The sequence below is a fragment of the Ramlibacter agri genome, from assembly GCF_012927085.1.
GTDB classification, from domain to species: Bacteria; Pseudomonadota; Gammaproteobacteria; order Burkholderiales; family Burkholderiaceae_C; genus Ramlibacter; species Ramlibacter agri.
In genome coordinates this window covers 789,614-813,974 of sequence record NZ_JABBFX010000001.1, presented here as the reverse complement: position 1 = coordinate 813,974, position 24,361 = coordinate 789,614, and the positions used below count along the sequence as shown (strand labels likewise).

General features: G+C 67.3%; 34 protein-coding genes and 1 tRNA gene. 6 read left to right on the top strand and 29 right to left on the bottom strand.

The features are described from left to right. Positions 1-3: 3 nt before the first annotated feature. From HHL11_RS03880 to HHL11_RS03865, 4 genes are read right to left on the bottom strand one after another with little or no spacing between them, the layout of a single operon-like run. Positions 4-744: an ABC transporter ATP-binding protein gene (locus HHL11_RS03880; protein ID WP_169417125.1), complete on the bottom strand. Its 741-nt coding sequence runs from the start codon at positions 742-744 to the stop codon at positions 4-6. 3 nt (positions 745-747) lie between these two features. Continuing rightward, a complete protein-coding gene (locus HHL11_RS03875) occupies positions 748-1,494 on the bottom strand; it encodes an ABC transporter ATP-binding protein (protein WP_169417124.1) in 747 nt (248 codons plus the stop codon). Continuing rightward, positions 1,491-2,549 carry a branched-chain amino acid ABC transporter permease gene (locus tag HHL11_RS03870; protein ID WP_169417123.1) on the bottom strand — a complete coding sequence of 353 codons (1,059 nt, stop codon included), beginning with the start codon at positions 2,547-2,549 and terminating at the stop codon, positions 1,491-1,493. Before HHL11_RS03870 ends, HHL11_RS03875 begins: the two co-directional genes overlap by 4 nt. Then, positions 2,546-3,421, bottom strand: coding sequence for a branched-chain amino acid ABC transporter permease (locus HHL11_RS03865; RefSeq protein WP_169417122.1), 876 nt, complete (start codon positions 3,419-3,421; stop codon positions 2,546-2,548). The genes HHL11_RS03870 and HHL11_RS03865 overlap by 4 nt, the downstream gene beginning before the upstream one ends. A 102-nt stretch (positions 3,422-3,523) precedes the next feature. Here HHL11_RS03865 and HHL11_RS03860 point away from each other — a divergent pair, with 102 nt between their 5' ends. From HHL11_RS03860 to HHL11_RS03850, 3 genes are read left to right on the top strand one after another with little or no spacing between them, the layout of a single operon-like run. Continuing rightward, positions 3,524-4,279 (top strand): IclR family transcriptional regulator domain-containing protein, encoded by a 756-nt coding sequence (locus HHL11_RS03860; RefSeq protein ID WP_342593170.1) that lies wholly within the window; start codon positions 3,524-3,526, stop codon positions 4,277-4,279. Between the two features lie 56 nt (positions 4,280-4,335). Beyond that, a complete protein-coding gene (locus HHL11_RS03855; RefSeq protein ID WP_169417120.1) occupies positions 4,336-4,503 on the top strand; it encodes a hypothetical protein in 168 nt (55 codons plus the stop codon). A 54-nt stretch (positions 4,504-4,557) separates the two neighbouring features. Then, positions 4,558-4,950 carry a cupin domain-containing protein gene (locus HHL11_RS03850; RefSeq protein WP_169417119.1) on the top strand — a complete coding sequence of 131 codons (393 nt, stop codon included), beginning with the start codon at positions 4,558-4,560 and terminating at the stop codon, positions 4,948-4,950. 33 nt (positions 4,951-4,983) lie between these two features. Here the strand turns inward: HHL11_RS03850 and HHL11_RS03845 are convergent. From HHL11_RS03845 to xylB, 22 genes are all read right to left on the bottom strand, one after another. Continuing rightward, positions 4,984-5,060 (bottom strand) — tRNA-Met (locus tag HHL11_RS03845). Between the two features lie 11 nt (positions 5,061-5,071). Next, the gene (gene rplQ / locus HHL11_RS03840) at positions 5,072-5,467 is read right to left on the bottom strand and encodes a 50S ribosomal protein L17 (RefSeq protein ID WP_169417118.1); all 396 of its coding nucleotides are present in this window, start codon (positions 5,465-5,467) and stop codon (positions 5,072-5,074) included. A 60-nt stretch (positions 5,468-5,527) separates the two neighbouring features. Further along, positions 5,528-6,517 (bottom strand): DNA-directed RNA polymerase subunit alpha, encoded by a 990-nt coding sequence (locus tag HHL11_RS03835; RefSeq protein WP_169417117.1) that lies wholly within the window; start codon positions 6,515-6,517, stop codon positions 5,528-5,530. 87 nt (positions 6,518-6,604) lie between these two features. Further along, complete coding sequence (gene rpsD, locus HHL11_RS03830) at positions 6,605-7,228, bottom strand: 30S ribosomal protein S4 (RefSeq protein ID WP_169417116.1); 624 nt, start codon at positions 7,226-7,228, stop codon at positions 6,605-6,607. A 139-nt stretch (positions 7,229-7,367) separates the two neighbouring features. Continuing rightward, a complete protein-coding gene (gene rpsK, locus HHL11_RS03825; protein WP_169417115.1) occupies positions 7,368-7,772 on the bottom strand; it encodes a 30S ribosomal protein S11 in 405 nt (134 codons plus the stop codon). A 19-nt stretch (positions 7,773-7,791) separates the two neighbouring features. Continuing rightward, positions 7,792-8,157, bottom strand: coding sequence for a 30S ribosomal protein S13 (gene rpsM / locus HHL11_RS03820; RefSeq protein WP_169417114.1), 366 nt, complete (start codon positions 8,155-8,157; stop codon positions 7,792-7,794). 23 nt (positions 8,158-8,180) lie between these two features. Further along, positions 8,181-8,294 (bottom strand): 50S ribosomal protein L36, encoded by a 114-nt coding sequence (rpmJ, locus tag HHL11_RS03815; protein WP_011481465.1) that lies wholly within the window; start codon positions 8,292-8,294, stop codon positions 8,181-8,183. Between the two features lie 69 nt (positions 8,295-8,363). Then, positions 8,364-8,582 carry a translation initiation factor IF-1 gene (infA, locus tag HHL11_RS03810; RefSeq protein ID WP_169417113.1) on the bottom strand — a complete coding sequence of 73 codons (219 nt, stop codon included), beginning with the start codon at positions 8,580-8,582 and terminating at the stop codon, positions 8,364-8,366. 2 nt (positions 8,583-8,584) lie between these two features. After that, complete coding sequence (gene secY, locus HHL11_RS03805; RefSeq protein ID WP_169417112.1) at positions 8,585-9,901, bottom strand: preprotein translocase subunit SecY; 1,317 nt, start codon at positions 9,899-9,901, stop codon at positions 8,585-8,587. A gap of 19 nt (positions 9,902-9,920) precedes the next feature. Next, on the bottom strand, positions 9,921-10,352 hold the full coding sequence (gene rplO / locus HHL11_RS03800; RefSeq protein ID WP_169417111.1) for a 50S ribosomal protein L15: 432 nt from the start codon (positions 10,350-10,352) through the stop codon (positions 9,921-9,923). Further along, the gene (gene rpmD, locus HHL11_RS03795; RefSeq protein WP_169417110.1) at positions 10,352-10,540 is read right to left on the bottom strand and encodes a 50S ribosomal protein L30; all 189 of its coding nucleotides are present in this window, start codon (positions 10,538-10,540) and stop codon (positions 10,352-10,354) included. The genes rplO and rpmD overlap by 1 nt, the downstream gene beginning before the upstream one ends. An 11-nt stretch (positions 10,541-10,551) precedes the next feature. Further along, positions 10,552-11,073, bottom strand: a complete 522-nt coding sequence (gene rpsE / locus HHL11_RS03790; RefSeq protein WP_169417109.1) for a 30S ribosomal protein S5 — start codon at positions 11,071-11,073, stop codon at positions 10,552-10,554. A gap of 18 nt (positions 11,074-11,091) precedes the next feature. Next, positions 11,092-11,457: a 50S ribosomal protein L18 gene (gene rplR, locus HHL11_RS03785; protein ID WP_169419901.1), complete on the bottom strand. Its 366-nt coding sequence runs from the start codon at positions 11,455-11,457 to the stop codon at positions 11,092-11,094. A gap of 11 nt (positions 11,458-11,468) precedes the next feature. After that, positions 11,469-12,002, bottom strand: coding sequence for a 50S ribosomal protein L6 (rplF, locus tag HHL11_RS03780; RefSeq protein WP_169417108.1), 534 nt, complete (start codon positions 12,000-12,002; stop codon positions 11,469-11,471). 15 nt (positions 12,003-12,017) lie between these two features. Next, positions 12,018-12,413 (bottom strand): 30S ribosomal protein S8, encoded by a 396-nt coding sequence (gene rpsH / locus HHL11_RS03775; RefSeq protein ID WP_169417107.1) that lies wholly within the window; start codon positions 12,411-12,413, stop codon positions 12,018-12,020. A gap of 21 nt (positions 12,414-12,434) precedes the next feature. After that, positions 12,435-12,740: a 30S ribosomal protein S14 gene (gene rpsN / locus HHL11_RS03770; RefSeq protein WP_169417106.1), complete on the bottom strand. Its 306-nt coding sequence runs from the start codon at positions 12,738-12,740 to the stop codon at positions 12,435-12,437. A gap of 7 nt (positions 12,741-12,747) precedes the next feature. Beyond that, on the bottom strand, positions 12,748-13,287 hold the full coding sequence (rplE, locus tag HHL11_RS03765; protein WP_169417105.1) for a 50S ribosomal protein L5: 540 nt from the start codon (positions 13,285-13,287) through the stop codon (positions 12,748-12,750). A gap of 2 nt (positions 13,288-13,289) precedes the next feature. Beyond that, entirely contained in the window at positions 13,290-13,607 is a 318-nt protein-coding gene (rplX, locus tag HHL11_RS03760) for a 50S ribosomal protein L24 (protein WP_169417104.1), read from the bottom strand. Between the two features lie 9 nt (positions 13,608-13,616). Next, positions 13,617-13,985, bottom strand: coding sequence for a 50S ribosomal protein L14 (gene rplN, locus HHL11_RS03755; protein WP_169417103.1), 369 nt, complete (start codon positions 13,983-13,985; stop codon positions 13,617-13,619). Positions 13,986-14,169: 184 nt separating this feature from the next. Next, positions 14,170-15,768, bottom strand: a complete 1,599-nt coding sequence (locus HHL11_RS03750; RefSeq protein ID WP_169417102.1) for a glycerol-3-phosphate dehydrogenase/oxidase — start codon at positions 15,766-15,768, stop codon at positions 14,170-14,172. After that, positions 15,765-17,267 (bottom strand): glycerol kinase GlpK, encoded by a 1,503-nt coding sequence (glpK, locus tag HHL11_RS03745; RefSeq protein ID WP_169417101.1) that lies wholly within the window; start codon positions 17,265-17,267, stop codon positions 15,765-15,767. Before glpK ends, HHL11_RS03750 begins: the two co-directional genes overlap by 4 nt. Positions 17,268-17,273: 6 nt before the next feature. Further along, on the bottom strand, positions 17,274-18,737 hold the full coding sequence (xylB, locus tag HHL11_RS03740) for a xylulokinase (protein WP_169417100.1): 1,464 nt from the start codon (positions 18,735-18,737) through the stop codon (positions 17,274-17,276). 33 nt (positions 18,738-18,770) lie between these two features. Here xylB and HHL11_RS03735 point away from each other — a divergent pair, with 33 nt between their 5' ends. From HHL11_RS03735 to HHL11_RS03725, 3 genes are read left to right on the top strand one after another with little or no spacing between them, the layout of a single operon-like run. After that, entirely contained in the window at positions 18,771-19,901 is a 1,131-nt protein-coding gene (locus HHL11_RS03735; protein ID WP_169417099.1) for an esterase-like activity of phytase family protein, read from the top strand. Between the two features lie 5 nt (positions 19,902-19,906). Then, positions 19,907-20,731: a pyrroline-5-carboxylate reductase gene (gene proC, locus HHL11_RS03730; RefSeq protein WP_169417098.1), complete on the top strand. Its 825-nt coding sequence runs from the start codon at positions 19,907-19,909 to the stop codon at positions 20,729-20,731. A 12-nt stretch (positions 20,732-20,743) separates the two neighbouring features. Beyond that, complete coding sequence (locus HHL11_RS03725; RefSeq protein ID WP_169417097.1) at positions 20,744-21,547, top strand: FkbM family methyltransferase; 804 nt, start codon at positions 20,744-20,746, stop codon at positions 21,545-21,547. Between the two features lie 10 nt (positions 21,548-21,557). Here the strand turns inward: HHL11_RS03725 and ubiA are convergent, their stop codons facing one another. From ubiA to HHL11_RS03710, 3 genes are read right to left on the bottom strand one after another with little or no spacing between them, the layout of a single operon-like run. Then, complete coding sequence (gene ubiA, locus HHL11_RS03720; RefSeq protein WP_169417096.1) at positions 21,558-22,418, bottom strand: 4-hydroxybenzoate octaprenyltransferase; 861 nt, start codon at positions 22,416-22,418, stop codon at positions 21,558-21,560. Continuing rightward, positions 22,418-23,362, bottom strand: a complete 945-nt coding sequence (locus tag HHL11_RS03715) for a Dyp-type peroxidase (RefSeq protein WP_169417095.1) — start codon at positions 23,360-23,362, stop codon at positions 22,418-22,420. The genes ubiA and HHL11_RS03715 overlap by 1 nt, the downstream gene beginning before the upstream one ends. After that, positions 23,359-24,312 carry a LysR substrate-binding domain-containing protein gene (locus HHL11_RS03710; protein WP_169417094.1) on the bottom strand — a complete coding sequence of 318 codons (954 nt, stop codon included), beginning with the start codon at positions 24,310-24,312 and terminating at the stop codon, positions 23,359-23,361. The genes HHL11_RS03715 and HHL11_RS03710 overlap by 4 nt, the downstream gene beginning before the upstream one ends. Between the last annotated feature and the right edge of the window lie 49 nt (positions 24,313-24,361).

The window sequence follows — 24,361 nt, the reverse complement described above, 5'->3', positions numbered from 1 at the left end:
GGTTCAGGCGATCGCGGCCGGCACGTGGCCGCCGCCGAGGAAGAGGCGCTCGATGTCGGGGTCGGCCAGGAGTTCGTCCGCGGGCTTGTGCAGCACCAGGCGGCCGGCTTCGAGCGCGATGGCGTCGTCGGCCATTTTCAGCGCGCTCTTGACGTTCTGTTCCACCATCAGCACCGTCACGCCCTGTTCGTCGGCCAGCTTGCGCAGCAGGCGGAAGACGTCCTGCACCACCAGCGGCGACAGGCCGATGGAAGGCTCGTCGATCAGCAGCACGCGCGGGCGCAGCAGCAGTGCGCGGCCTACTTCCAGCTGCTTCTGCTCGCCGCCGGAAAGCGAGGACGCTGCGCTGTGCAGGCGCTCCTGCACGCGCGGGAACAGCGACAGCACTTCGGGGATCCGCTCACGCGTGATCCTGGTTCCCAGCGTGATGCCGCCCAGCTCCAGGTTCTCGTAGACCGAGAGCTGGCCGAACAGGTTGCGGCCTTGCGGCACGAAGGCCACGCCGTGTTTCACCAGCAGGTCGCGCGCGCTGGCGCCGGTGATGTCCTCGCCCTGCAGCAACACTCGGCCCTGCCGCACCTTCAGCAGGCCGAACAGCGTCTTCAGCACCGTGCTCTTGCCGGCGCCGTTGGGGCCGATCAGCAGCGTGATCTTGCCGCGCGTGGCGCGCAGCTTCAGCTTGTTCAGGATCATGAAATCGCCGTAACCGGCGACGACGTCCTGGAATTCGATGGCGGCGTCCATGATTCAGTTGCCCAGGTAGGCGTCCAGCACCTGCTTGTTCGCGCGAATCTCGGCCGGCGTGCCCAGCGCCATCACCTTGCCTTCGACCATCACCAGGATGCGGTGGCACAGGTCCATGACGAAGTCCATGTTGTGCTCGATGACGACGAAGCTCGCACGGCGGCTGCGATTGAGTTCCTTCAGCAAGGTGGAGATGCCCCCCACCAGCGAAGGGTTGACGCCGGCGCAGGGCTCGTCCAGCAGCACCAGGTCCGGCTCGCTCATGAAGGCCATCGCGATGTCCACCAGCTTCTGCTGGCCGTAACTGAGTTCGCCGGCCTTCTTGTGCGCGACGTGGGCGATGCGGAACTGCTGGATCAGCGCGTCGGCCCGCGCGCCCAGGCCGGAATCGCCCGGCGCGAACATGCGGCTGGCCATCGAGCCCTGGTGCTCCTGCGCGGCGACCAGCAGGTTGTCGCGCACCGTCATCTTGCCGAACACCTGCAGGGTCTGGAAGGTGCGGCCCACCCCGCGGCGATTGAGCTGCACCGGCGACAGGCCGGTGATGTCGCGGCCCTTCAGCTCGATGCGCCCGGTGTTGGGCGTGATCTGGCCCAGCACGCTGTTGAACAGCGTCGTCTTGCCGGAGCCATTGGGGCCGATCACGCCGAAGATCTCGCCGGGCAGCACTTCGAAGCTGACGCCGTCGACGGCGCGCAGGCCGCCGTAGGACTTGGAGATGTCGCTGACTTTCAGCAGCGGCGCGTTCATGCCTGCGCCTCCACCGGTTCCGCGAGCGCGGCGGCGCGTGCGGCCTTGGCCAGGCGGCGCGCTCGCAGGCGTTCCGGGATGCTGAGAAGGCCATCCGGCAGCCACAGCATCAAGGCCACCACCGCCACGCCGAACACGAACAGGTACCAGCCCTGCGCGAAGCGCAGCCATTCCGGCAGCAGCACGCCGACGGCGGCCCCGAGCAGCGGGCCGAAGAAGTAGCCGGCGCCGCCGACCACCACCATCAGGTACATCATGATCGAGGTGCTGACGCCGAAAGGTGCCGGCTCGATGAACTCCACCAGTGGCGCGAACAGGGCGCCCGCGACGCCCGCATACACGGCACCGATGGCGAAGGAGAGCAGCGTGTAGGCGCGCGTATCGATGCCCAGGCTTTCCGCGCGGATCGGGTTGTCGCGCAGGGCCGTGAAGGCCTTGCCCCAGGGCGAGGCCAGCAGACGCCACAGCCACCAGGCCAGCAGGATGGCCACGCCCAGCGTGAAGTAGTAGAAGGCCAGCGGCTTGTCCAGCACCAGCCCGAACAGCGAGGGCCGCGCGATGTTGTTGATGCCGAAGGTGCCGCCGGTGAGCCACTCCTCGTTCCGCAGCACCAGCCATACCGCGGTGTTGAAGCCCAGTGTGGCAAAGGCGAGGTACAGGGCCTGCACGCGCAGCGCCGGGAAGCCGATCGCCAGGCCGATCGCGAAACACAGCGCCATCGCCGCCGGCAGCCCCAGCCAGAAGCTGACGCCCGCCTTCATCAGGATGGCGACCGTATAGGCCCCGATGCCGAAGAAGGCTGCGTGCCCCAGCGACTTCTGGCCGGCGTAGCCGACGGTGAGGTTCAGGCCCATGGTGGCGATCACGAACACCAGCCAGTAGGTGAAGAGATAGATGCCGTAGTTCTTGAGGAAAGGCGGCACCGCCAGCAGGACGAGTGTCAGGACAGCCAGGATGACGGGCTTGCTCGCGTGCCACTGCGGAACCGGCTTTGCCGGGCCGCTGGTGGCGCCCCCTTGAGGGGGAGGCGCCGAAGGCGCTTCGGGGGGGGTCATACTTTTCGCTCCACGCGCTTGCCCAGCAGCCCTTGGGGCTTGAACAGGATCACCCCCATGAACAGCACCAGCGCCACGGCGTCCTTGTAGGCAGGCGAGATGTAGGCGGCCGCCAGGTTCTCGCCGACGCCGACGATCACGCCGCCCAGCAGCGCGCCGCGGCTGTTGTTGAAGCCGCCGATGATGGCGGCGAAGAAGGCCTTGGTGCCCAGCGACTCGCCCATGTCGAACTTCGCCAGGTAGGTCGGCGTGACCAGCAGCGCCGCCGCGCACGCCAGCACCGCGTTGATGGCGAAGGTGTAGAACACCATGCGCGGCACGTCGATGCCCAGCACGGTGGCGCTTTCGGTGTTCTGCGCCACGGCCTGCATCGCGCGGCCGGTGACCGTGCGCGCCAGGAAGGCCTGCGTGCCCAGCACCAGCGCCACTGCGATCGCCAGCGTGCCGACATCGGCCAGGCTCACCGTGACGCCGCCCAGGGTGAACAGCTTGTCGGCGAACAGGCTGGGAAAGGGGAAAGCCTGGGCGCTGATGCCGGCCCGAACGCCATTGCGCAGCGCGATCGCCAGCCCGATGGTTGCGACCACGATCGGCATCAGGCCGAACTTCAGCAACGGGTCGGCGATGCCGCGCTTGAAGCCCCAACCGAGCACGCCGATCGCGAGCACGCAGGTGGCGAGGAAGGCCAGTGGCAAGGGCAGGCCCAGGTTGCCGAAGGCCAGCATGGCGAAGGCCGGCAGCATCACGAACTCGCCCTGCGCGAAGTTGACGGTGCCGGAGGCCTGCCAGAGCAGCGTGAAGCCCAGGGCGGCCAGGGCATAGATGCTGCCGGTGGCCATGCCGGAGAAGACGAGCTGGAGAAGGTCAGTCATGGGGTGGGGGCCCATGCTAGTTATCCCTCGTGGCGCTTTCAACGGAAGTGTTCAAGAATCGCACCCATTGCGCGATCTATGAACGAAACAAGGGTAAGTCCGGTGCAGGAGAGGGATCTGGTGGAAGGCCTGGCCAAGGGCCTGCGGGTCATCGAGGCCTTCGACGACGAGCATCCGACACTCAATGCCACCGATTGCGCGGAGCGCTGCGCCATCACGCGCACGGCCGCACGCCGGCACTTGCTGACGCTGGTGCACCTGGGCTACGCGGCCACCGATGGCAAGCGCTTCTGGCTGGAGCCGCGCGTGCTGCGCCTGGGCAACAGCTTCCTGGAGGCGGCGCGCTTCCCGCGCCTGGTGCAACCCTTCCTGCAGCAGCTGGCCGAGAGCACGCACGAGACGGTGAACCTGAGCGTGTTGGACGGGCACGACGTCACCTATCTCGCGCGCAGCGACAGCCCGCGCGTGCTGTCGGTGGGCTACCAGCGCGGCGCGCGCTCGCCGGCCCATGCGGTGGCGCCGGGGCCACTGCTGGCCGGCCTGCTCTTGCCGGACGCCGAACTCGAGGCCTGGGCCCTGGCGCACGAGTTCACCCCGTTCACGCGCGACACGATGACCGATCCCATGCGCTTCGCGCAGCATGCGCGCGGCGCCCGGGCGCAAGGCTGGTGCATCCTGGAGCAGCAGTTCAATCCCGGCTACAGCGGCGTGGCGGCGGCACTGGTCGACCGGCGCGGGCGCTGCCACGGCGCCATCGGCATGGCCGTGGCTTCGGCCAGCTGGAGCCGCGGCGAGATCGAGGCGCGGCTGCTGCCGCCGCTGCGCGCCACGGTGGCCAAGGTCCGGGCCATGCTGTAAGGAATCTTGTAGGTCGATTTTCTACAATATGGTCTGCTAACGTACCTTTGATCGACATGGCCTGCAAGTGCATCCTGCCCCGGATCTATGAAGTTGGCGTGCCAAGGAAGTGGTGGATGCGGCTGGTGCCCGGCTCCTCGCTCTGCTTCTGCACGCACTGCCAGCAGACCACCTTCTACTTCCTGGACGGCCTGCGCCGGCGCCGTCCCGCCCGCAGCCACTGAGGGAGGCAACGGCTGCGGGAGTAAGCTGCGGCGTGACCCCACGAGGAGGCCGCCATGCATCACCCGCAGGTCCAGCCCATCCGCCCCGAGCGCGAGGTGCTGACGCAACAGCGCCTGCCCTATTTCATCGGCGTCTCGGGACAGACCGTCGGCGCGACGGGCCTGTCGATGCACCTCGTGGTGATCCCGCCCGGCGCCCGCTCCGAGCCGCATTCGCACGTCGGCTACGAGACGGCGATCTATGTGCTCGAAGGCGTGGTCGCGACGCGCTGGGGCCCGCGCCTGGAGAACGAAACCGTCAGCCGCGCGGGCGAGTTCCTCTTCATCCCGCCCGGCGTGCCGCACGAGGCGATCAACCTCAGTGCGACCGAGCCCGCGCGCGCCGTGGTGGCGCGCAATCATCCGGCGCAGGAAGACACTGTGCAGCCTTACGTGCCGCCCCAATAAAAAAACCCGCTGGGTTCACCAGCGGGTTTGAATTGGTTGCGCGGGCAAGATTTGAACTTGCGACCTTTGGGTTATGAGCCCAACGAGCTACCAGGCTGCTCCACCGCGCGTCAGTTCTTGCTTACTCGCCGGCTTGTTCGGCGGCACCTTCGGTGGGCTCGGGACGATCCACCAGTTCGACCAGCGCCATCGGCGCGTTGTCGCCGACGCGGAAGCCCATCTTCAGGATGCGGGTGTAGCCGCCCGGACGGGTCTTGTAGCGCGGGCCCAGCTCGGCGAAGAGCTTGGTCACGTTGTCGCGGTTGCGCAGGCGGTCGAAGGCCAGGCGCTTGTTCGACAGGCTGTCTTCCTTGCCCAGGGTGATCATCGGCTCGATCACGCGGCGCAGTTCCTTCGCCTTCGGCACGGTGGTCTTGATGGCCTCGTGCTCGATCAGCGAATTCATCATGTTGCGCAGCATGGCGAGGCGGTGCTCGCTCGTGCGGTTCAGTTTGCGGAGGCCGTGGCCGTGACGCATGGTGTGTTCCTTTCCTTATCTAAAAGGCAGCCGTATCAGGTACTGCCAGTCCACCATTGATTAACGCTTGTCGAGACCTGCGGGGGGCCAGGACTCGAGCTTCATGCCCAGCGTGAGACCGCGGGAAGCCAGGACTTCCTTGATCTCGTTGAGCGACTTGCGACCCAGGTTGGGGGTCTTCAGCAGCTCGTTTTCGGTGCGCTGGATCAGGTCACCGATGTAGTAGATGTTCTCGGCCTTCAGGCAGTTCGCGGAGCGAACCGTGAGTTCGAGCTCATCGACCGGGCGCAGCAGGATCGGGTCGAACTGCTGCGACGAACGCTGCACCGGCTGGTCGAAGGCGGCCAGTTCGGAGCCTTCCAGCTGCGCGAACACGGCGAGCTGTTCCACCAGGATCTTGGCGGAGGCGCGCACGGCGTCTTCGGCGGTGATCGCGCCGTTGGTCTCGATCTCCATCACCAGCTTGTCCAGGTCGGTACGCTGTTCCACACGGGCGCTTTCGACCGTGTAGCTCACGCGCTTGACCGGGGAGAACGATGCGTCCAGCACGATGCGGCCGATCGACTTGGTCGGCTCGTCGCCGTAGCGGCGGACGTTGCCGGGCACGTAGCCACGGCCCTTCTCCACCTTGATCTGCATGTCGATCTTGCCGCCCTGGGACAGGGTGGCGATCACGTGGTCGGGATTGATGATCTCGACGTCATGCGGGGTCTGGATGTCGGCGGCCGTGACGACGCCCTCGCCGTCCTTGCGCAAGCTCAGCGTGACTTCGTCGCGGTTGTGGAGCTTGAAGACCACGCCCTTCAGGTTCAGCAGGATGCCCACCACGTCTTCCTGCACGCCGTCGATCGACGAATACTCGTGCAGGACTCCGGCGATGGTCACCTCCGTCGCCGCATACCCGACCATCGACGAGAGCAGGACCCGGCGCAGCGCGTTGCCGAGCGTGTGGCCGTAGCCGCGCTCGAAAGGCTCCAGGGTCACCTTGGCGCGGTTCGTGCCAAGCTGTTCCACGTTGATGGATTTGGGTTTCAGCAGGTTGGTTTGCATGCAGGACTTTCCTCTCAATACCCCCGGCTCGTTACACCGGTAAGGCTGGGGCCCGTGCGAGATGCCTCTCGCCGGGTACTAAAAAAATTAACGCGAGTACAGTTCGACGATCAACGATTCGTTGATGTCGGCGCCGAATTCGTCGCGATCCGGGACCTTCTTGAAGGTGCCTTCGGCCTTGTCGACGCTGACTTCGATCCAGGCCGGGATGCCGACCTGGGTCGCCAGTTGCAGGGCCTCGACGACGCGGTTCTGCTTCTTGGACTTCTCGCGCACGGCGACGACGTCACCGGCCTTCACCTGGAAGGACGGGATGTTGACCGCCTGGCCGTTCACCGTGATGGCCTTGTGGCTCACCAGCTGGCGCGCTTCGGCACGCGTGGAGCCGAAGCCCATGCGGTACACCACGTTGTCCAGGCGGCATTCCAGCAGGAACAGCAGGTTGGCGCCGGTGTTGCCCTTGCGGCGGTCGGCTTCCGCGAAGTAGCGGCGGAACTGCTTTTCCAGCACGCCGTACATGCGCTTGACCTTCTGCTTCTCGCGCAGCTGCAGGCCGAAGTCGCTGGTGCGCTGGCCGGAGGTGCGGCCGTGCTGGCCAGGCTTGCTGTCGAACTTGGCCTTGTCGCTGATGGAGCGGCGGGCGCTCTTCAGGAACAGGTCGGTGCCTTCACGGCGGGAGAGTTTGGCCTTGGGGCCGAGGTAACGTGCCACTTTTACTTTCCTTCAAATGACTACTGCGCCCGGATGGCGCAGGAGCCGGCGGTACGTGCACCGCCGGCGGTGGGCTTTCTAGAAACCAGGTGCCGGACCAAGGAGCGCGAAGCGCGCTTGCTCGGGCACCTCCGACTACTTAGATACGGCGACGCTTTTGCGGGCGGCAGCCGTTGTGCGGGACCGGCGTCACGTCGCTGATCGACGTGATGCGGATGCCCAGCGCACCCAGCGCACGCACCGACGACTCGCGGCCCGGGCCGGGGCCGCGGATCTCGACGTCGAGGTTCTTGATCCCCTGCTCCATGGCGGCGCGGCCGGCCACTTCCGACGCGACCTGCGCGGCGAAGGGGGTGGACTTGCGCGAACCCTTGAAGCCCTGGCCGCCCGAGGAGGCCCAGGACAGGGCGTTGCCCTGGCGGTCGGTGATCGTGATGATCGTGTTGTTGAAGGAGGCGTGCACGTGGGCGACGCCGTCGCTCACGTTCTTGCGGACCTTCTTGCGCACACGCTGCGCGGCGTTGGAGGCGGGAGCCTTGGCCATGTCTTAACTCTCTTCCGAATTATTTCTTCAGGCTCTGGGCGGCCTTGCGCGGACCCTTGCGGGTACGGGCGTTGGTCCGGGTGCGCTGGCCGCGCATGGGCAGGCCACGGCGATGACGGAAGCCGCGGTAGCAGCCGATGTCCATCAGGCGCTTGATGTTCATCGTGGTTTCGCGGCGCAGGTCACCTTCGATGGTGAACTCGGCGATCTGGTCGCGGATCTTTTCCAGGTCGGCGTCGGTCAGGTCCTTGACCTTCTTGGAAAACGGGATGCCCGTCGCTTCGCAGATCTGGCGGGCGCGCGTGCGACCGATACCGAAGATGGCGGTCAGGCCGATTTCGGTGTGCTGGTGCGGCGGAATGTTGATGCCGGCGATACGTGCCATGTCTTCGTTCCTTTAAATCTCTATCAACCCTGGCGCTGCTTGTGGCGCGGGTCGGTGCAGATCACGCGGACCACACCCTTGCGACGGATGATCTTGCAGTTGCGGCAGATCTTCTTGACGGAAGCCGAAACTCTCATGTCTTTTCTCCTAAATCCCTAGTCAGAGGTGCCCGAGCACCGCTTCGCTTGTGATCCGGCACCTAGTCATTACTTGGCGCGAAACACGATCCGTGCCCGCGACAAGTCGTAGGGCGTCAATTCCACGGTGACCTTGTCACCCGGCAGGATGCGGATGTAGTGCATCCGCATCTTTCCCGAAATATGTCCGAGCACCAGGTGCCCGTTTTCCAGCTTCACCCGGAAGGTTGCATTGGGAAGGTTTTCCACCACTTCCCCCTGCATCTGGATGACATCGTCTTTCGACACGATCAGCCACCGAGTGATGTCTTGAAGTTCGCCTTCTTGAGCAGCGACTCGTACTGCTGGCTCATCAGATAGTTTTGCACCTGGGCCATGAAGTCCATGGTCACCACCACGATGATCAGCAGCGAGGTCCCGCCGAAGTAGAACGGCACGTTGTACTTCAGGATCAGGAACTCCGGCAGCAGGCACACGAAGGTGATGTACAGCGCACCGGCCAGCGTGAGACGGGCCAGGATCTTGTCGATGTACTTCGCGGTCTGCTCGCCCGGGCGGATGCCAGGGACGAAGGCGCCGCTCTTCTTCAGGTTGTCCGCGGTTTCCCGGCTGTTGAACACCAGGGCCGTGTAGAAGAAGCAGAAGAAGATGATCGCAGCCGCATAGAGCATGACATAGATCGGCTGGCCGGGGCTCAGCGTCGAAGCAATGTCCTTCAGCCAGCGCAGGCTATCGCCGGTCGCGAACCAGCCGACCACCGTTGCCGGCAGCAGGATGATCGACGACGCGAAGATCGGCGGGATCACCCCGGACATGTTCAGCTTCAGCGGCAGGTGCGAAGACTGGCCGCCGTACACCTTGTTGCCCACCTGGCGCCGCGCGTAGTTCACGAGGATCTTGCGCTGGCCGCGCTCCACGAAAACCACGAAGTACGTCACCAGGGCCACCAGCACGATCACGAACAGCATCACCAGGATGCTCATCGCACCGGTGTTCACCAGTTCCAGCAGCCCGCCGACGGCGCGCGGGAGGCCCGCGGCGATACCGGCGAAGATCAGGATGGAGATGCCGTTGCCGAGACCGCGCTCGGTGATCTGTTCGCCCAGCCACATCAGGAACATGGTGCCGGCCGTCAGGCTCACCACCGCGGTCATGCGGAAGCCGAAGCCCGGGCTCATCACCAGCCCTTGCGAGCCTTCCAGCGCCATGGCGATGCCGAGCGACTGGAACAGGGCCAGGCCCAACGTGCCGTAGCGCGTGTATTGCGTGGTCTTGCGGCGGCCCGCCTCCCCTTCCTTCTTCAGCTGCTCCATCGACGGCACGACGTACGTCAGGAGCTGCATGATGATGGACGCGGAGATGTAGGGCATGATGCCCAGCGCGAACACCGTGAAGCGCGACAGCGCCCCACCCGAGAACATGTTGAACAGGCTCAGGATGCCGCCCTGCTGGCCCTTGAACAGCTGCGCGAGCTGGTCCGGGTTGATGCCGGGCACGGGAATGTGCGCGCCGATGCGGTAGACCACCAGGGCGAGCAGCAGGAAAACCAGTCGGCGACGCAGGTCGCCGAACTTGCCGGTCTTCGCGATCTGGGCTGCGGTTGCCAAGTGCGGGTGCCTCTTCGGTTTAGTTCAGCGAACCGCCGGCCGCCTCGATGGCAGCCTTGGCACCGGCGGTGGCGCCGATACCGGTCAGCTTGACGGCGCGCTTCAGCTCGCCGGACTTGATGACCTTCACGTTCTTCACGATCTGGGCCACCAGCTTGGCTTGCTTGAGCGCCAGCAGGTCGACTTCGGCGGCGCCGAGGGCTTCCAGCTGCGACAGCGTCACTTCGCCGTTGAACTGCAGGTTCAGCGACTTGAAGCCACGCTTCGGCAGGCGGCGCTGCAGCGGCATCTGGCCGCCTTCGAAACCGACCTTGTGGTAGCCGCCCGCGCGGGACTTCTGGCCCTTGTGGCCACGGCCGGCGGTCTTGCCCAGGCCGGAACCGATGCCACGGCCGACGCGGCGACGCGCCTTCTTGGAGCCCTCTGCGGGCTTGATGGTGTTCAGTTCCATTACAGCACCTTCACCAGGTAGTCGATCTTGTTGATCATCCCGCGGACGGCCGGGGTATCTTCCAGCTCGCTCACGGAATTGAGCCGGCGCAGGCCCAGGCCGCGCACGGTGTCGCGGTGCGACTGCTTGGTGCCGATGGGGCTACGCACCAGCTGCACCTTGACGGTCTTCTTTTGTTCGGAAGCCATTGCTTTGCCTCTTATGCGGTGAAGATGTCTTCGACCGACTTGCCGCGCTTGGCCGCCACTTCACCGGGGGTGGTGGCGTTCTTCAGCGCGTCGAAGGTGGCGCGGACCATGTTGTAGGGGTTGGTCGAACCGTGGCTCTTGGCCACGATGTCGGTGATGCCCATCACTTCGAACACGGCGCGCATCGGGCCGCCGGCGATGATGCCGGTACCCTTGGGAGCCGGAGCCATCATCACGCGGGCGGCGCCGTGGTGGCCGTACACGCTGTGGTGGATGGTGCCGTTCTTCAGCGTCACCTTGGTCATGTTGCGACGGGCTTCTTCCATCGCCTTCTGCACGGCCAGCGGCACTTCCTTCGACTTGCCCTTGCCCATGCCGACCTTGCCGTCACCGTCGCCGACCACGGTCAGCGCGGCGAAACCGAGAATCCGGCCGCCCTTCACCACCTTGGTCACGCGGTTCACCGCGATCATCTTCTCGCGCAGGCCGTCTTCCGGACCGTCGCCCTGCCTATTTGCTTGGATCTTTGCCATTTCGAGCTTCCGTGTCCGTTAGAACTGCAGGCCGGCTTCGCGGGCCGCTTCGGCCAGCGCCTTGACGCGGCCATGGTAGGCAAAGCCGGCGCGGTCGAAAGCGACCTTCTCGACGCCGGCAGCCTTCGCCTTTTCGGCGATGAGCTTGCCGATCTGCTGCGCAGCTTCGACGGTGGAGCCCTTGCCGGAGCCACCGAGCGACTTGCGCACTTCGGCTTCGGCGGTCGAGGCGGAGGCCAGGACCTTGGAGCCGTCGTCGGAGATCAGCTGCGCGTAGATGTGCAGGTTGGTGCGGTTCACCGTCAGGCGCGCCACGCCCTGCGTGGCGATGCGGATGCGGGTCTGGCGCGCACGGCGCAGACGCTGTTCCTTCTTGGTCAACATCGTCATGCTCCTTACTTCTTCTTGGTCTCTTTGATCACGACCTTTTCGTCCGAATAACGGATGCCCTTGCCCTTGTAGGGCTCGGGCGGACGAACGGCACGGATCTCGGCGGCAATCTGGCCGACGCGTTGGCGGTCGGCGCCCTTCACCACGATTTCGGTGGGGGTCGCGGTGGCGACCGTGATGCCCTGGGGCATCTCGATGTTCACCGGGTGCGAGAACCCGATCTGCAGGTTCAGCTTGTTGCCCTGGGCAGCGGCGCGGAAGCCCACGCCGACCAGGTTCAGCTTCTTCTCGAAGCCCTTGGTGACGCCGGTCACCATGTTGTTCACCAGCTGACGCATGGTGCCGGACATGGCATTGGCTTCACGCGATTCGTCGACCGGGGCGAACGTCAGCTTGCCGCTTTCGTTGCTCACCTTGACCAGGCGGTTCTGGGCGAGCTGCAGCGTGCCGCCCGCGCCCTTGACGCTGATCTGGTCTTCCTTGATGGCCACGTCGACGCCCTGGGGGACGGCGACCGGCATTTTTCCGACTCGGGACATTTCTCTATCCTTCCCTTAGGCGACGTAGCACAGGACTTCGCCACCGACACCGGTAGCGCGCGCCTTGCGGTCCGTCATCACGCCCTTGGGCGTGGTCACGATGGCGACGCCGAGGCCGTTCATGACCTGGGGGATCGCGTCGCGGCCCTTGTAAACGCGCAGGCCAGGACGGCTCACGCGCTCGATGCGTTCGATCACGGGACGGCCGGCGTAGTACTTCAGGGCAATCTCGAGCTCGCTCTTGCTGCCTTCGGTCTTCACCTGGAAACCGTCGATGTAACCCTCGTCCTTCAGCACCTGGGCGATGGCCACCTTCACCTTGGAAGAGGGCACCGACACCGTCGCCTTGGAGACCATCTGCGCGTTACGGATACGCGTCAGCAGGTCGGAGATGGGATCACTCATGCTCATATCTGTCTCTCCTGCCCTGGCTTACCAGCTGGCCTTGGTGATGCCGGGGATGTCGCCACTGAAGGCCATCTCGCGGATCTTGTGGCGCGTGATGCCGAACTGGCGGAAGGTGCCACGGGCACGGCCGGTCAGTTCGCAGCGGTTGCGCTGGCGGGTGGGGTTCGCGTTGCGCGGCAGCTTCTGCAGGGCCAGGCGGGCCTGCATGCGCTCGTCGTCGCTCTTCTTGGCATCGTTGATGATGGCCTTCAGTTCCTCGTACTTCTTCGCGTACTGGGCAACCAGCTTTTCACGCTTCAGTTCACGCTGGATCAGAGCAGTCTTTGCCATTGCTACCTCAGTTCTTGAACGGGAAACGGAAGCCGGCGAGGAGAGCCTTGGCTTCTTCGTCGGTCTTGGCCGTCGTGGTGATCGAGATGTTCAGGCCGCGCAGGGCGTCGACCTTGTCGTACTCGATTTCCGGGAAGATGATCTGTTCCTTGACGCCGATGTTGTAGTTGCCGCGGCCATCGAAGGCACGGCCGCTGACACCACGGAAGTCACGCACGCGCGGCAGGGCCACGGTGACGAAGCGGTCCAGGAATTCGTACATGCGGGCGCCGCGCAGGGTCACCATCGTGCCGATGGCCTGGCCTTCGCGGATCTTGAAGCCGGCGATGGCCTTCTTGGCCTTGGTCACCACGGGCTTCTGGCCGGAGATCTTGGTCAGGTCGCCGACGGCGTTTTCCATGACCTTCTTGTCGGCCACGGCCTCGCTCACGCCCATGTTCAGCGTGATCTTGGTGATGCGCGGCACCTGCATCGGCGACTTGTAGCCGAACTTCGCAGTCAGCTCGGGCGCGATCTTGGTGCGGTAGTGTTCTTGGAGACGGGACATGCTCAGGCCACCTTGATTTCTTCGCCGGAGGACTTGAAGACGCGGGTGCGCTTGTCGCCTTCGACCTTGATGCCCACGCGGTCAGCCTTGCCGGTGGCGGGGTTGTAGATCGCCACGTTGGACTGGTGAAGAGGCATGGACTTCTCCACGATGCCGCCAGTCGTGCCCTTCAGGGGGTTCGGCTTGGTGTGCTTCTTCACCAGGTTGATGCCTTCGACGATCACGTGGTCGTCGTCCTTGCGGAGGCTGACCGTGCCGCGCTTGCCCTTGTCTTTGCCGGCCAGCACGATGACCTGGTCGCCCTTGCGAATCTTGTTCATGGCGGTTCCTTAGAGGACTTCCGGGGCCAGGGACACGATCTTCATGAACTTCTCCGTACGCAGTTCACGCGTGACGGGCCCGAAGATGCGGGTGCCGATGGGCTCCAGCTTGTTGTTGAGGAGCACGGCGGCATTGCCGTCGAACTTGATGAGGGAGCCATCGCCACGGCGGATGCCCTTGGCAGTGCGGACCACCACGGCGCTGTAGATCTCGCCCTTCTTGACGCGACCGCGCGGCGCGGCTTCCTTGATGCTCACCTTGATGATGTCGCCAACACTGGCGTAGCGACGCTTCGAGCCCCCGAGCACCTTGATGCACAGGACGGACTTCGCGCCGGTGTTGTCGGCGACTTCGAGCCGAGATTCAGTCTGGATCATTTCAATATTCCCAACTTGACCCGAACAACCTGGGCGGACGATCCGCGCAAGCATCGGGGCAGTCTTGGGCCCGCCGTCACTTGAGGGACCGCAGGGCCCCAAAGTTCCGAATGGGCAGAAACCCGCCTCGAAAAAGGCGAGCCCGCGATTATGACCGATTCCAGCCGTTTGTCAAACGGCCGGTTCAATCGGGCAGGCTGGCGTAGGTTGCCGCCAACGCCCGGAAGGCCTGGACCTGGGGATCGGCCCCGGTTTCCTGCCTGAGCAGATCCCCGACTTCCTCGGCCAGGGAGCCCGCCAGCCGGGCGTCCAGGAACAGCAGGCGGATCCGCCGCGCCAGCACGTCCTCCGCCGTCCGCGCATATTCATGGCGGGCGGCGAAACGCACCATGGCGGCGGTCAGCCCGCCGCCGAGATGCCGGTCATGCCCAGGGATGGACTCAACCTCGGCCGCTTCGGTTCCATAGAGATGCAGTCCTGGAGCGGCGGCGATGGACGTCGGCGCGCTGCCCAGGCCAGGCGCGCCAACCAGCGGCAAGTCAGCCGTCACTCCGGCGGCCAGCCGCGGCAGCAGGCCGGCGTCGAAGCATTTCTCCAGCACGTCTTCGGCCATCGCGCGGTAGGTGGTCCATTTGCCGCCGGTCACGGTGACCAGGCCGCTGTGGCTCACCAGCACCGTGTGCTCGCGGGAAATCGACTTGGTCGCCTCGCCGTTCTCGCCGGCTGGCTTGACAAGCGGCCGCAGGCCGACCCAGCAACTGAGCACGTCCTCGCGCCGTGGCCCGCGGGCCAGGTAGCGGGCCGATTCGCCCAGGATGAATTCCAGTTCGTCCTGGAACGGCCGCGGCTCGCGCGGCAGGTCGGAGCGCGGGGTATCGGTGGTGCCCAGGATGACCTTGCCCATCCAGGGCACGCCGAACAGCACCCGGCCGTCCGCCGTCTTCGGCACCATCAGCGCGTGCTGACCCGGCAGGAAGGCCCGGTCCACCACCACATGCACGCCCTGGCTGGGCGCGACGATCGGGCGGACGTTGCGGCCGATGGCTTCGCCGTCCTGCTCGCGCAGGCGGTCGACCCAGACGCCGGCGGCGTTCACCACGCACTTGGCGCGGACCGTGAACTCGCGGCCGCTCTCGGCGTCGCGGCAGGCGAGGCCGGCGACCTTGCCGCCTTCGTGCAGCAGCGCCGTGACCGGGCAGTAATTGACCATCAAGGCACCCTTGCGGGCGCCCGTGCGGGCCAGCGCCAGCGCCAGCCGGGCATCGTCGAACTGGCCGTCCCAGTACTTGACGCCGCCCTTCAGGCCGTCGCCCCGCACGCCGGGCAGCAGGCGCAGCGCCTCGGAACGGCTCAGGAATTCGGTGGAGCCCAGGCCGGCGCTGCCCGCCAGGGCGTCGTACGCCTTCAGGCCCAGGCCGTAGAAGGGCGTCTCCCAGAGGCGGTAGGACGGCATCACGAAGGCCAGCGGCTGCGCCAGGTGCGGCGCGTTCTTCAGCAGCGTGGTGCGCTCGTGCAGTGCTTCGCGCACCAGGCTGATGTTGCCCTGCGCCAGGTAGCGCACGCCGCCGTGGACCAGCTTGGTCGCGCGGGAGGACGTGCCCTTGGCGAAGTCATAGGCCTCCAGCAGGACCACCGACAGGCCACGCGCCGCGGCGTCCAGCGCGACGCCGAGGCCGGTGGCGCCGCCGCCCACCACGGCCAGGTCCCAGGTGCCGCCCTGCGCCAGCCGCGCCAGCAATTCTTCGCGCCGCCCGGAAGCGGCGTCTGCTCGAACGGCTGTCATCCGGCCCGGGCCCAGCCTTTCGCGCGCTCGACCGCCTCGCGCCAGCGCGCGAGCTTGGCCACGCGTTGCGCTTCCGCCAGGTGCGGCTCGAAGCGGCGTTCGGCCTGCCATTGCGCCGCGATCTCGTCGCCGTCGGCCCAGAAGCCGGTGGCCAGGCCGGCCAGGTAGGCGGCGCCCAGCGCCGTGGTCTCGGTCACTTGCGGGCGCACGACGGGCACGCCCAGGAAATCTGCCTGCATCTGCATCAGCAGATTGTTACGCGAGGCGCCGCCGTCCACCCGCAGTTCGGTCAAGGCGATGCGCGCATCGCGCGTCATCGCGCCGAACACGTCAGCCGATTGCAAAGCTATGGACTCCAGCGCGGCGCGGGCGATGCAGGCCCGGCCGGTGCCGCGCGTCATGCCCACCAGCGTGCCGCGGGCGTAGCCGTCCCAGTCCGGTGTGCCCAGGCCGGTGAAGGCCGGCACCAGGTAGACGTCGTCGGTGTCGTCGACCTGGGCGGCCAGCGATTCGATTTCGGGCGCGGACTGGATGATCTGCAGGCCGTCGCGCAGCCACTGCACGGTGGCGCCCGCCATGAAGACGGAGCCTTCGAGGCAATAGGAAGTGCGGTGCGCGCCGGGCGGGCCTTGCCAGCCCACCGTCGTCAGCAGGCGGTTGCGGCTCGCCACCGGCTGGGCGCCGGTGTTCATCAGCATGAAGCAGCCGGTGCCGTAGGTGTTCTTGGCCATGCCGGGCGCGAAGCAGGCCTGGCCGAAGGTGGCGGCCTGCTGGTCGCCGGCCATGCCGGCGATGGGCAGCGCCGCGCCCAGCAGCGACGGCTCGCTTTCGGCCATCACGCCGCTCGAGGCCACCACCTGCGGCAGCACCGCGCGCGGGATCCGCAGCAGCTTCAGCAGTTCGTCGTCCCAGTCCTGCTTATGCAGGTCGAACAGCATGGTGCGCGAAGCGTTGCTGGCGTCGGTGACGTGCACGCGGCCGCCGGTGAGGTTCCACACCAGCCAGCTGTCGATGGTGCCGAAGGCCAGCTCGCCCGCCTCGGCTCGCTCGCGCGCGCCGGGCACGTGGTCCAGGAGCCATTCGAGCTTGGTGCCGGAGAAGTAGGCGTCGATGACGAGGCCGGTCTTCTTCTGGATGCGCGCGGCGTGGCCCTGCTGCCGCAGCTGGTCGCAGCGCGGCGCCGTGCGGCGGTCCTGCCAGACGATGGCGTTGGCCACCGGCTGGCCGCTGGCGCGGTCCCACAGCACCGTGGTCTCGCGCTGGTTGGTGATGCCGATGGCGGCGAAGTCGGCGGCGTTGCCGCCGGCGCGCTCGATCGCTTCCAGCGCCACGGCGTGCTGGCTCGCCCAGATCTCGCGCGGGTCGTGCTCGACCCGGCCGGGTTGGGGGAAGATCTGGCGGAACTCGCGCTGCGCCACGGCCACCATCCGGCCGCTGCGGTCGAACACGATGGCACGCGAACTGGTGGTGCCCTGGTCGAGGGCGAGGACATATTTCATGGCCCGCTAATGTATTGCAGGCGGCCGGAAGGCGTCCTTCAGGGCGGGATAGAGAGTGCGAAAGCGTGCATGGCGCGGGCCGAGCCGCGCCTGCACCGCCGGATCCGGCTCGAAACGCCCGCGCACCGCCGAGGGCCGGCAGACCTCGCCCGCGTCGCCGCCGGCCGCCAGCCAGGCCAGCCGAGCCGCGCCCAACGCGCCGCCGGCTTCCGCGCCTTCGCAGGTCTGCAGCTTCACGTCCAGCGCCGACGCCAGCAGCCGCGCCCACAGCGCGCTGCGCGCGCCACCGCCCACCAGCGAGAGCGCCTCCACGCCCGGCGCGCCCATCGCCTGCCAGCCATCGCGCAGGCCGAAGGCCACGCCCTCGATCACGGCATAGGTGACGCTGGCGGCGTCGTGCGATCCGGTCAGGCCGAACAGGACGCCGCGCGCATCGGCGTCGTTGTGCGGCGTGCGCTCGCCATCGAGGTAAGGCAGGAACAACGGCGCGCTGGCCAGCGCCGCTTCGTCCAGCGCGGCGACGCGCTCCAGCAATTCCGCCTCCGTGCTTCCGAGCAAGCGGCAGGCCCAGCGCAAGGCGCTGCCGGCCGACAGCATCACGCCCATCTGGTGCCACAGTCCCGGCAGCGCGTGGCAATAGGTGTGCACCGCGCTGTCCGGCCGCGGCTCATAGCGCTCCTGCGCCAGGAAGATGACGCCGGAAGTACCGAGCGAAAGGAAGCCCTGGCCGGCCCGCACGGCGCCGACACCGACCGCGCTGGCTGCGTTGTCGCCGCCGCCTCCCGCTACCGGGATGCCGGCGCGCAGTCCCCAGGCTTGCGCCACTTCGGCGCGCAGGGTGCCCGCACGCGCGCTGCCTTCCACGAGCGCCGGCATATGTTGCAGGCCGAGGCCACTGGCGGCCAGCAACTCCGTCGACCAGCGGCGCGCGCCCACGTCCAGCCACAGCGTGCCGGAAGCGTCGGAGAGATCGCTGATGCGCTCTCCGGTCAGGCGCAGCCGCAGCCAGTCCTTGGGCAGCAGCACGGTGGCAACGCGATCGAACACCGCGGGCTCGTTCCTGCGCAGCCACCACAGCTTGGGCGCGGTGAAACCGGGCATCGCCATGTTGCCGGCGATCGCGCGCAGGCGCGGCAGCGCCGCTTCCATCTCCGCGCATTCGGCCTGGCTGCGGCCGTCGTTCCAGAGGATGGCGCGGCGCAGGACGGCATCCGCCGCATCGAGCAGCACGGCGCCGTGCATCTGGCCGGCGAGGCCGATGGCCTGCACCGCGCCCAGCGGCTGCGTCGCGGCGAGTTTGCGCACGGCACGGTCGGTGGCGCTCCACCAGTCGGCCGGGTCCTGCTCGCTCCAGCCAGGGCGCGGGCGACTGATCGCCAGCGGCTCCGACGCGGTCGCGACGATCCGGTGCTGCCCGTCCAGCAGCAGCACCTTGGCTTCGGAGGTTCCCAGGTCGATGCCGAGAAACATGCTCCCATTCTTGCACCGCTAGACTGCGCGCTGATGCCGATTTCTGCCTTCTTCCTCTCACGACGCCGCCTGCTCTTCACCGCGGGCGCCGCCGCCCTCGCCTCCTGCGCCCAGCCGCTGCCGCGCCCCGTGGCTGGCGAATCCCGCCTGCGCCTGCTCGGCGAAGCGACCTTGCCGCACAAGATGCAGTTCGAAGGCACCACGGTCGGCGGTTTGTCCGGCATCGACTTCGACCCGGACACCAACACCTGGGTCGCGATCTCCGACGATCGCTCGGAACTGCAGGCGGCGCGCTTCTACACGCTGGGCGTGGACATCAGCGAACGCGGCATCGCGGTGCAGGTGCAGGGCGTGAGCACCTTGCGGGGCGCCGACGGCCAGCCCTATCCGCGCCGCCGCAGCGGCGGCGAAACGGTGGACCCGGAAGCGATCCGCCTGCTGCCCGGCGCCCGCGGCGTGCTGTGGACCAGCGAAGGCGACTACCGCGTCGGTGCGAATCCCTCCATCACCGAAGCCGGCCTGGACGGCCGCTTCAAGCGCAGCTTCGACACGCCGCCCTTGCTGCACTTCGGCAAGCCCGGCACCGGCCCGCGCGACAACCTCACCTTCGAGGGCCTGGCGCTCACGCCCGATGGCCGCACCGCCTGGGTCGCGATGGAGAACGCACTGCAGCAGGATGGCGCCGAACCCAGCCTGCACTCCGGCGGCGGCGCCTGCCGCTTCACCGCCTTCGACGTGGCGAGCGGCCGCGCGATCCGCCAGGTCGCCTACCAGCCCGATGCGATCCCGCGCGCGCCCAAGCTGCCCGGCGGCGCCGACAACGGCGTCAGCGAGATCCTGATGCTGGACGAGAACCGCATGCTGGCGCTGGAGCGCTCGTTCGCCTTCGGCACCGGCATGTCGCTGCGCATCTACGAAATTGACGTGCGCCAGGGCAGTGACGTGCTGCAGCAGGAGCGCCTCCATGCAGGACAATTCACCGCGGCGCCCAAGCAGCCGGTGGCCGACTTCGCGCAGCTGGGGCTCGCGCGCCTGGACAACACCGAGGGCATGTGCTGGGGCCCGCGCCTGGCCAACGGCCGCCGCACGCTGGTGACGGTGAGCGATGACAACTTCAACGCCTCGCAGGTGACGCAGTTCGCCGCCTTCGAATACCTGGACTGACAGACATGGCAAACACGAACACGGATCGCATCGCCTTCATCGGCGGCGGCAACATGGCCAGCGCCATCATCGGCGGGCTGCTGAAGCAGGGACTGCCCGCGGCACAGGTCGCGGTGGTGGAGCCCTTCGCGGAACAGCGGCAGAAGCTGCGGGCGCAGTTCGGCGTGGCCGCCGAGGAGAAGCCCGGCGCCACGCTCGCTTCGTGCAGCCTGGTGGTGTGGGCCGTGAAGCCGCAGACCTTCAAGGACGCGGCGGCGCAGGCGAAAGCGCACGTGCAGCAGGCGCTGCACCTGTCGGTCGCGGCGGGCATCCGCTCCGACAGCATCGCCAAGTGGCTGGGAACCGAGCGCATCGTGCGTTCCATGCCCAACACGCCGGCGCTGGTGGGCAAGGGCATGACCGCCCTCTTCGCGCGCAGCGCCGCCACGGCCGCGGACAAGGCGCGGGTGGAGCAGGTGATCGCCACCACCGGCGAATCGCTGTGGGTGCAGAGCGAGGCGCAGCTCGACGCGGTGACCGCGCTTTCCGGCTCCGGTCCCGCGTACGTCTTCTATTTCCTGGAAGCCATGACGCAAGCCGGCACCGAGCTGGGCCTGGCGCCGGAGCAGGCGCGGCGGCTGGCGGTCGGCACGTTTGCCGGCGCCTCCGAGCTGGCGCGGGCTTCGCAGGACCCGCTGGAAACGTTGCGCGAACGCGTCACGTCCAAGGGCGGCACCACTTATGCGGCGCTCACGTCGATGGAAAGCGACGGCGTGAAGGCGGAATTCGTCAAGGCGATGCATGCCGCCTGCAAGCGCGCCGAGGAACTGGGGAACGAGTTCGGCAGCTGATAGCATGAAGGCATGACTGCCCCGCTGCGCCCCGTCGCCTACGTCCTCGCCAATACCAACCACGGCAGCATGATCGTCAACCGCAACGATCATGCAACGAGCGCCGGAGGCGTCTACGGCGTGGGCGCGCAGCTGTTCGCCGCCAGCGCGTTCGACCCCGAGGAAGTGGCGCTGGTGCGCGACCTCCTGAGCCTGCGGCGCCAGCATTTCGGGCCCGGCGTGATGGCCATCGACGGCGGCGCCAACATCGGCGTGCACACGCTCGAATGGGCGCGGCACATGCACGGCTGGGGCCGCGTGCTCGCCTTCGAGGCGCAGGAATACGTGTTCTACGCGCTGGCCGGCAACCTCGCCATCAACAACTGCTTCAACGCTTCGGCGCGCTGGTCGGCCCTGGGCGAGTGCGAGGGCTTCATCGACGTGCCCAAGCCGGACTACCTGCGCCCCGGCAGCTACGGCAGCCTGGAAGTGCGCCAGCGCAGCAACACCGAGTTCATCGGCCAGCAGGTCTCGTACGACGCGAAAGACTGCGTGAGCACGCCGATGGTGGACATCGATTCGCTGGAGCTGGAACGGCTCGACTTCGTGAAGATCGACGTCGAGGGCATGGAGCTGGAGGTGCTGCGCGGCGCCCGCGAGACGCTGCAGCGCTGCAAGCCGATCGTGATGGCGGAGATCATCAAGTCCGACCTGCGCGCGCTGACCGCTTACCTGCAGGAAGTCGGCTACGAGGTAATCACCGAGGGCCTCGGCCTGAACCTGCTCGCCTTCCACCGCACCGACCCGACGCGCCAGAACCTGCAGCGCGTCGCGTGAGGACGGCGCCTCAGCGCACCGCGTAACCCAGCACCGTCCCCGCAAACAAGGCCGCCCCGAACCAGTGGTTCAGGCGGAAGGCCTTGAAGCAGCCTTCGCGCGTGCGCTCGCGGATCAGCGTGTAGTGCCACACCGCCTGGCCGCCGGCGACCAGCAGCGTGGGGATGATGACGCCCATCGGGATCCGGCCCAGCAGCACCAGCAGCCACACGGCCATGGCCGCGACGTAGCACATCATGATCACCGGCACGTCGAGGCTGCCGAGGGTGATCGCAGAGGTCTTGATGCCGATGCGCAGGTCGTCGTCGCGGTCCACCATCGCGTACTCGGTGTCGTAGGCCAGGACCCAGCACAGGTTGCCCAGCAACAGGATCCACGCTGTCCAGGGTACCGTGGCCTGCACCGCCGCGAAAGCCATCGGGATGCCGAAGCTGAAGGCCACGCCCAGCACCGCCTGCGGCATCGACACATAGCGCTTGGCATAGGGATACGCCAGCGCGACGGCCAGCGCCGCGAACGACCAGTAGACGGCGACGCTGTTCGTCGTCAGCACCAGCAGGAAAGCCAGCAGCGCCAGCACGGCGCCGAGCACGAGCGCCTCGCGCACCGACACCGCGCCGGTGGTCACCGGCCGCTGCGCCGTGCGCTTGACGTGCTTGTCGAACTCGCGGTCGGCCACGTCGTTCACGCAGCAGCCGGCGCTTCGCATCAGGATGGTCCCCAGCACGAACACCGCCACCAGGTGCCAGCCCGGGAGGCCGCCGGCCGCGATCCACAGCGCATAGAGCGAAGGCCACAGCAGCAGCAGCCAGCCCGCCGGGCGGTTCCAGCGGATCAGGTCGAGGTACAGCGCGATCTTGCCGCGCGCCATCACGCGGTGCCGAGGCCCAGGCGGCGCAGGTCGAGGTGGCCGTCGCGCATCGGCGGGCACCAGAAGTAGGAGCCGTTCACCGGCTTCGAGATCTTGAAGAGCGCATCGGTGATGCCGTCATCCTGGCCGGCCATGCGCTTCATCTGCGCCTCGAAGGCATAGAAGCTCTTGCCGAAGGCGACGAACATCAGGCCCGCCTGCATGCTCATCATCCAGGGCATGGAGCGGCGCAGCACGAAGGCCTCGGGGTCGAAGCTTTCCTGCGCCGTGCGCTTGACGTGCGCGGTCTCCGGCGCGTCCTCCAGCTCCTCGTTGTCGGACAGCCGCCGGCCGAAGTGGAAGTCGCGCTGCTGGTCTTCCAGCGCCTCGAAGGCGTCGAGGTCGTGCAGCCACTGCTGCACGGCCACGTAGCTGGAGCCGTCCAGGCCGTCCCCCAATCCGTGGGCGAAAGCGGCTTCCTCGGCCTTCTCGCCCTCGGGGTTCTCGGTGCCGTCCTCGAAGCCGGTGAGGTCGCGGCCGTGGCCGCCTTCGCTCCAGGCATGGCGGAAGGCATCGGTCACGTGCCGCACGACGAAGGCCGGCGCCAGCGCCTTCTGCACCTTGCGCGTGATGTGCAGCAGGTCGCCCAGGTCGGAGCCGCGCAGCCAGCACCACAGCGTGCCGGGCGTGGACGGCACCTTGACGCCGTGGCCGGACAGGTCGGGGAATTCGTGCAGGTTGGGGACCTGCGCACCCAGCGCGTTCACCAGCGACGGGCCGATGCCGACCACGACGTCGCTGCCGTTCACGAGCGGGGCCAGGCGCGCCAGCGCCTCCTTGACGGCGGCCGGGCCGCCACTGGCGTCGGCCAGCGCGAAGGTGACGTAGCGGGCCACGGGCGGCACGGGCTCGAGGATGCCCGGCTGGTACAGCGTGGCCGGTGCGGGGGCGGAATCGGTTCTCATGACAGTCTCTTCACGCCGGGCAGTTCGCAGGCGTAGATGGAGTTGCGCAAGGCGGCGATCGCCTCGTAGCGGGTGAAGCTGCGCCGCCAGGCCAGCACCACGCGCCGGCTCGGCGGCTCGCCCTCGAAGGGGATGTACTTGACGAAGGCCTGGTCGTCGCTGCGCCGCTTGGGCTTGGCGGCGAAGGCGTCCTTGGGCACCGACAGGCGCGGCACCAGGGTCACGCCCATGCCGGCGGCGACCATGTGCTTGATGGTTTCCAGCGAGGAGCCCTCGAAGCTCTTGCGGATGCCCTCCGCATCGCTGGAGAAGCGCGCGAACTCCGGGCACACCTCCAGCACGTGGTCGCGAAAGCAGTGGCCGGTGCCGAGCAGCAGCATGGTCTCCGTCTTCAGCTCCTCGGCGTTGATCGTCTTGTGCACGGCCAAATGGTGCGTGGTCGGCACGGCGGCGAGGAAGGGCTCGTCGTACAGCGGCGCGATGGCCAGCCCGGTGTCGGGGAAGGGCTCGGCCATGATGGCGCAGTCGATCTCGCCGGTGCGCAGCATCTCCAGCAGCCGCACGGTAAAGTTCTCCTGCAGCATCAGCGGCATCTGCGGCGTGCGGGCGATGGCCTGGCGCACCAGGTCCGGCAGCAGGTAGGGGCCGATGGTGTAGATGACGCCCAGCTTCAGCGGGCCGGCCAGCGGGTCCTTGCCGCGCTTGGCGATCTCCTTGATGGCGGCCGCCTGCTCCAGCACGCTCTGCGCCTGGCGCACGATCTCCTCGCCCAGCGGCGTGACGGCGACCTCGTTGGCGCTGCGCTCGAACAGCTTGACCTCGAGCTCGTCTTCCAGCTTCTTGATAGCCACCGACAGCGTCGGCTGCGAAACGAAGCAGGCCTCGGCCGCGCGGCCGAAGTGCTTCTCGCGCGCGACCGCGACGATGTATTTGAGTTCGGTCAGGGTCATGGTCCTGGCCGATTGTCGTCTAAACCACTCCTGAGAACGTGGCATGCCG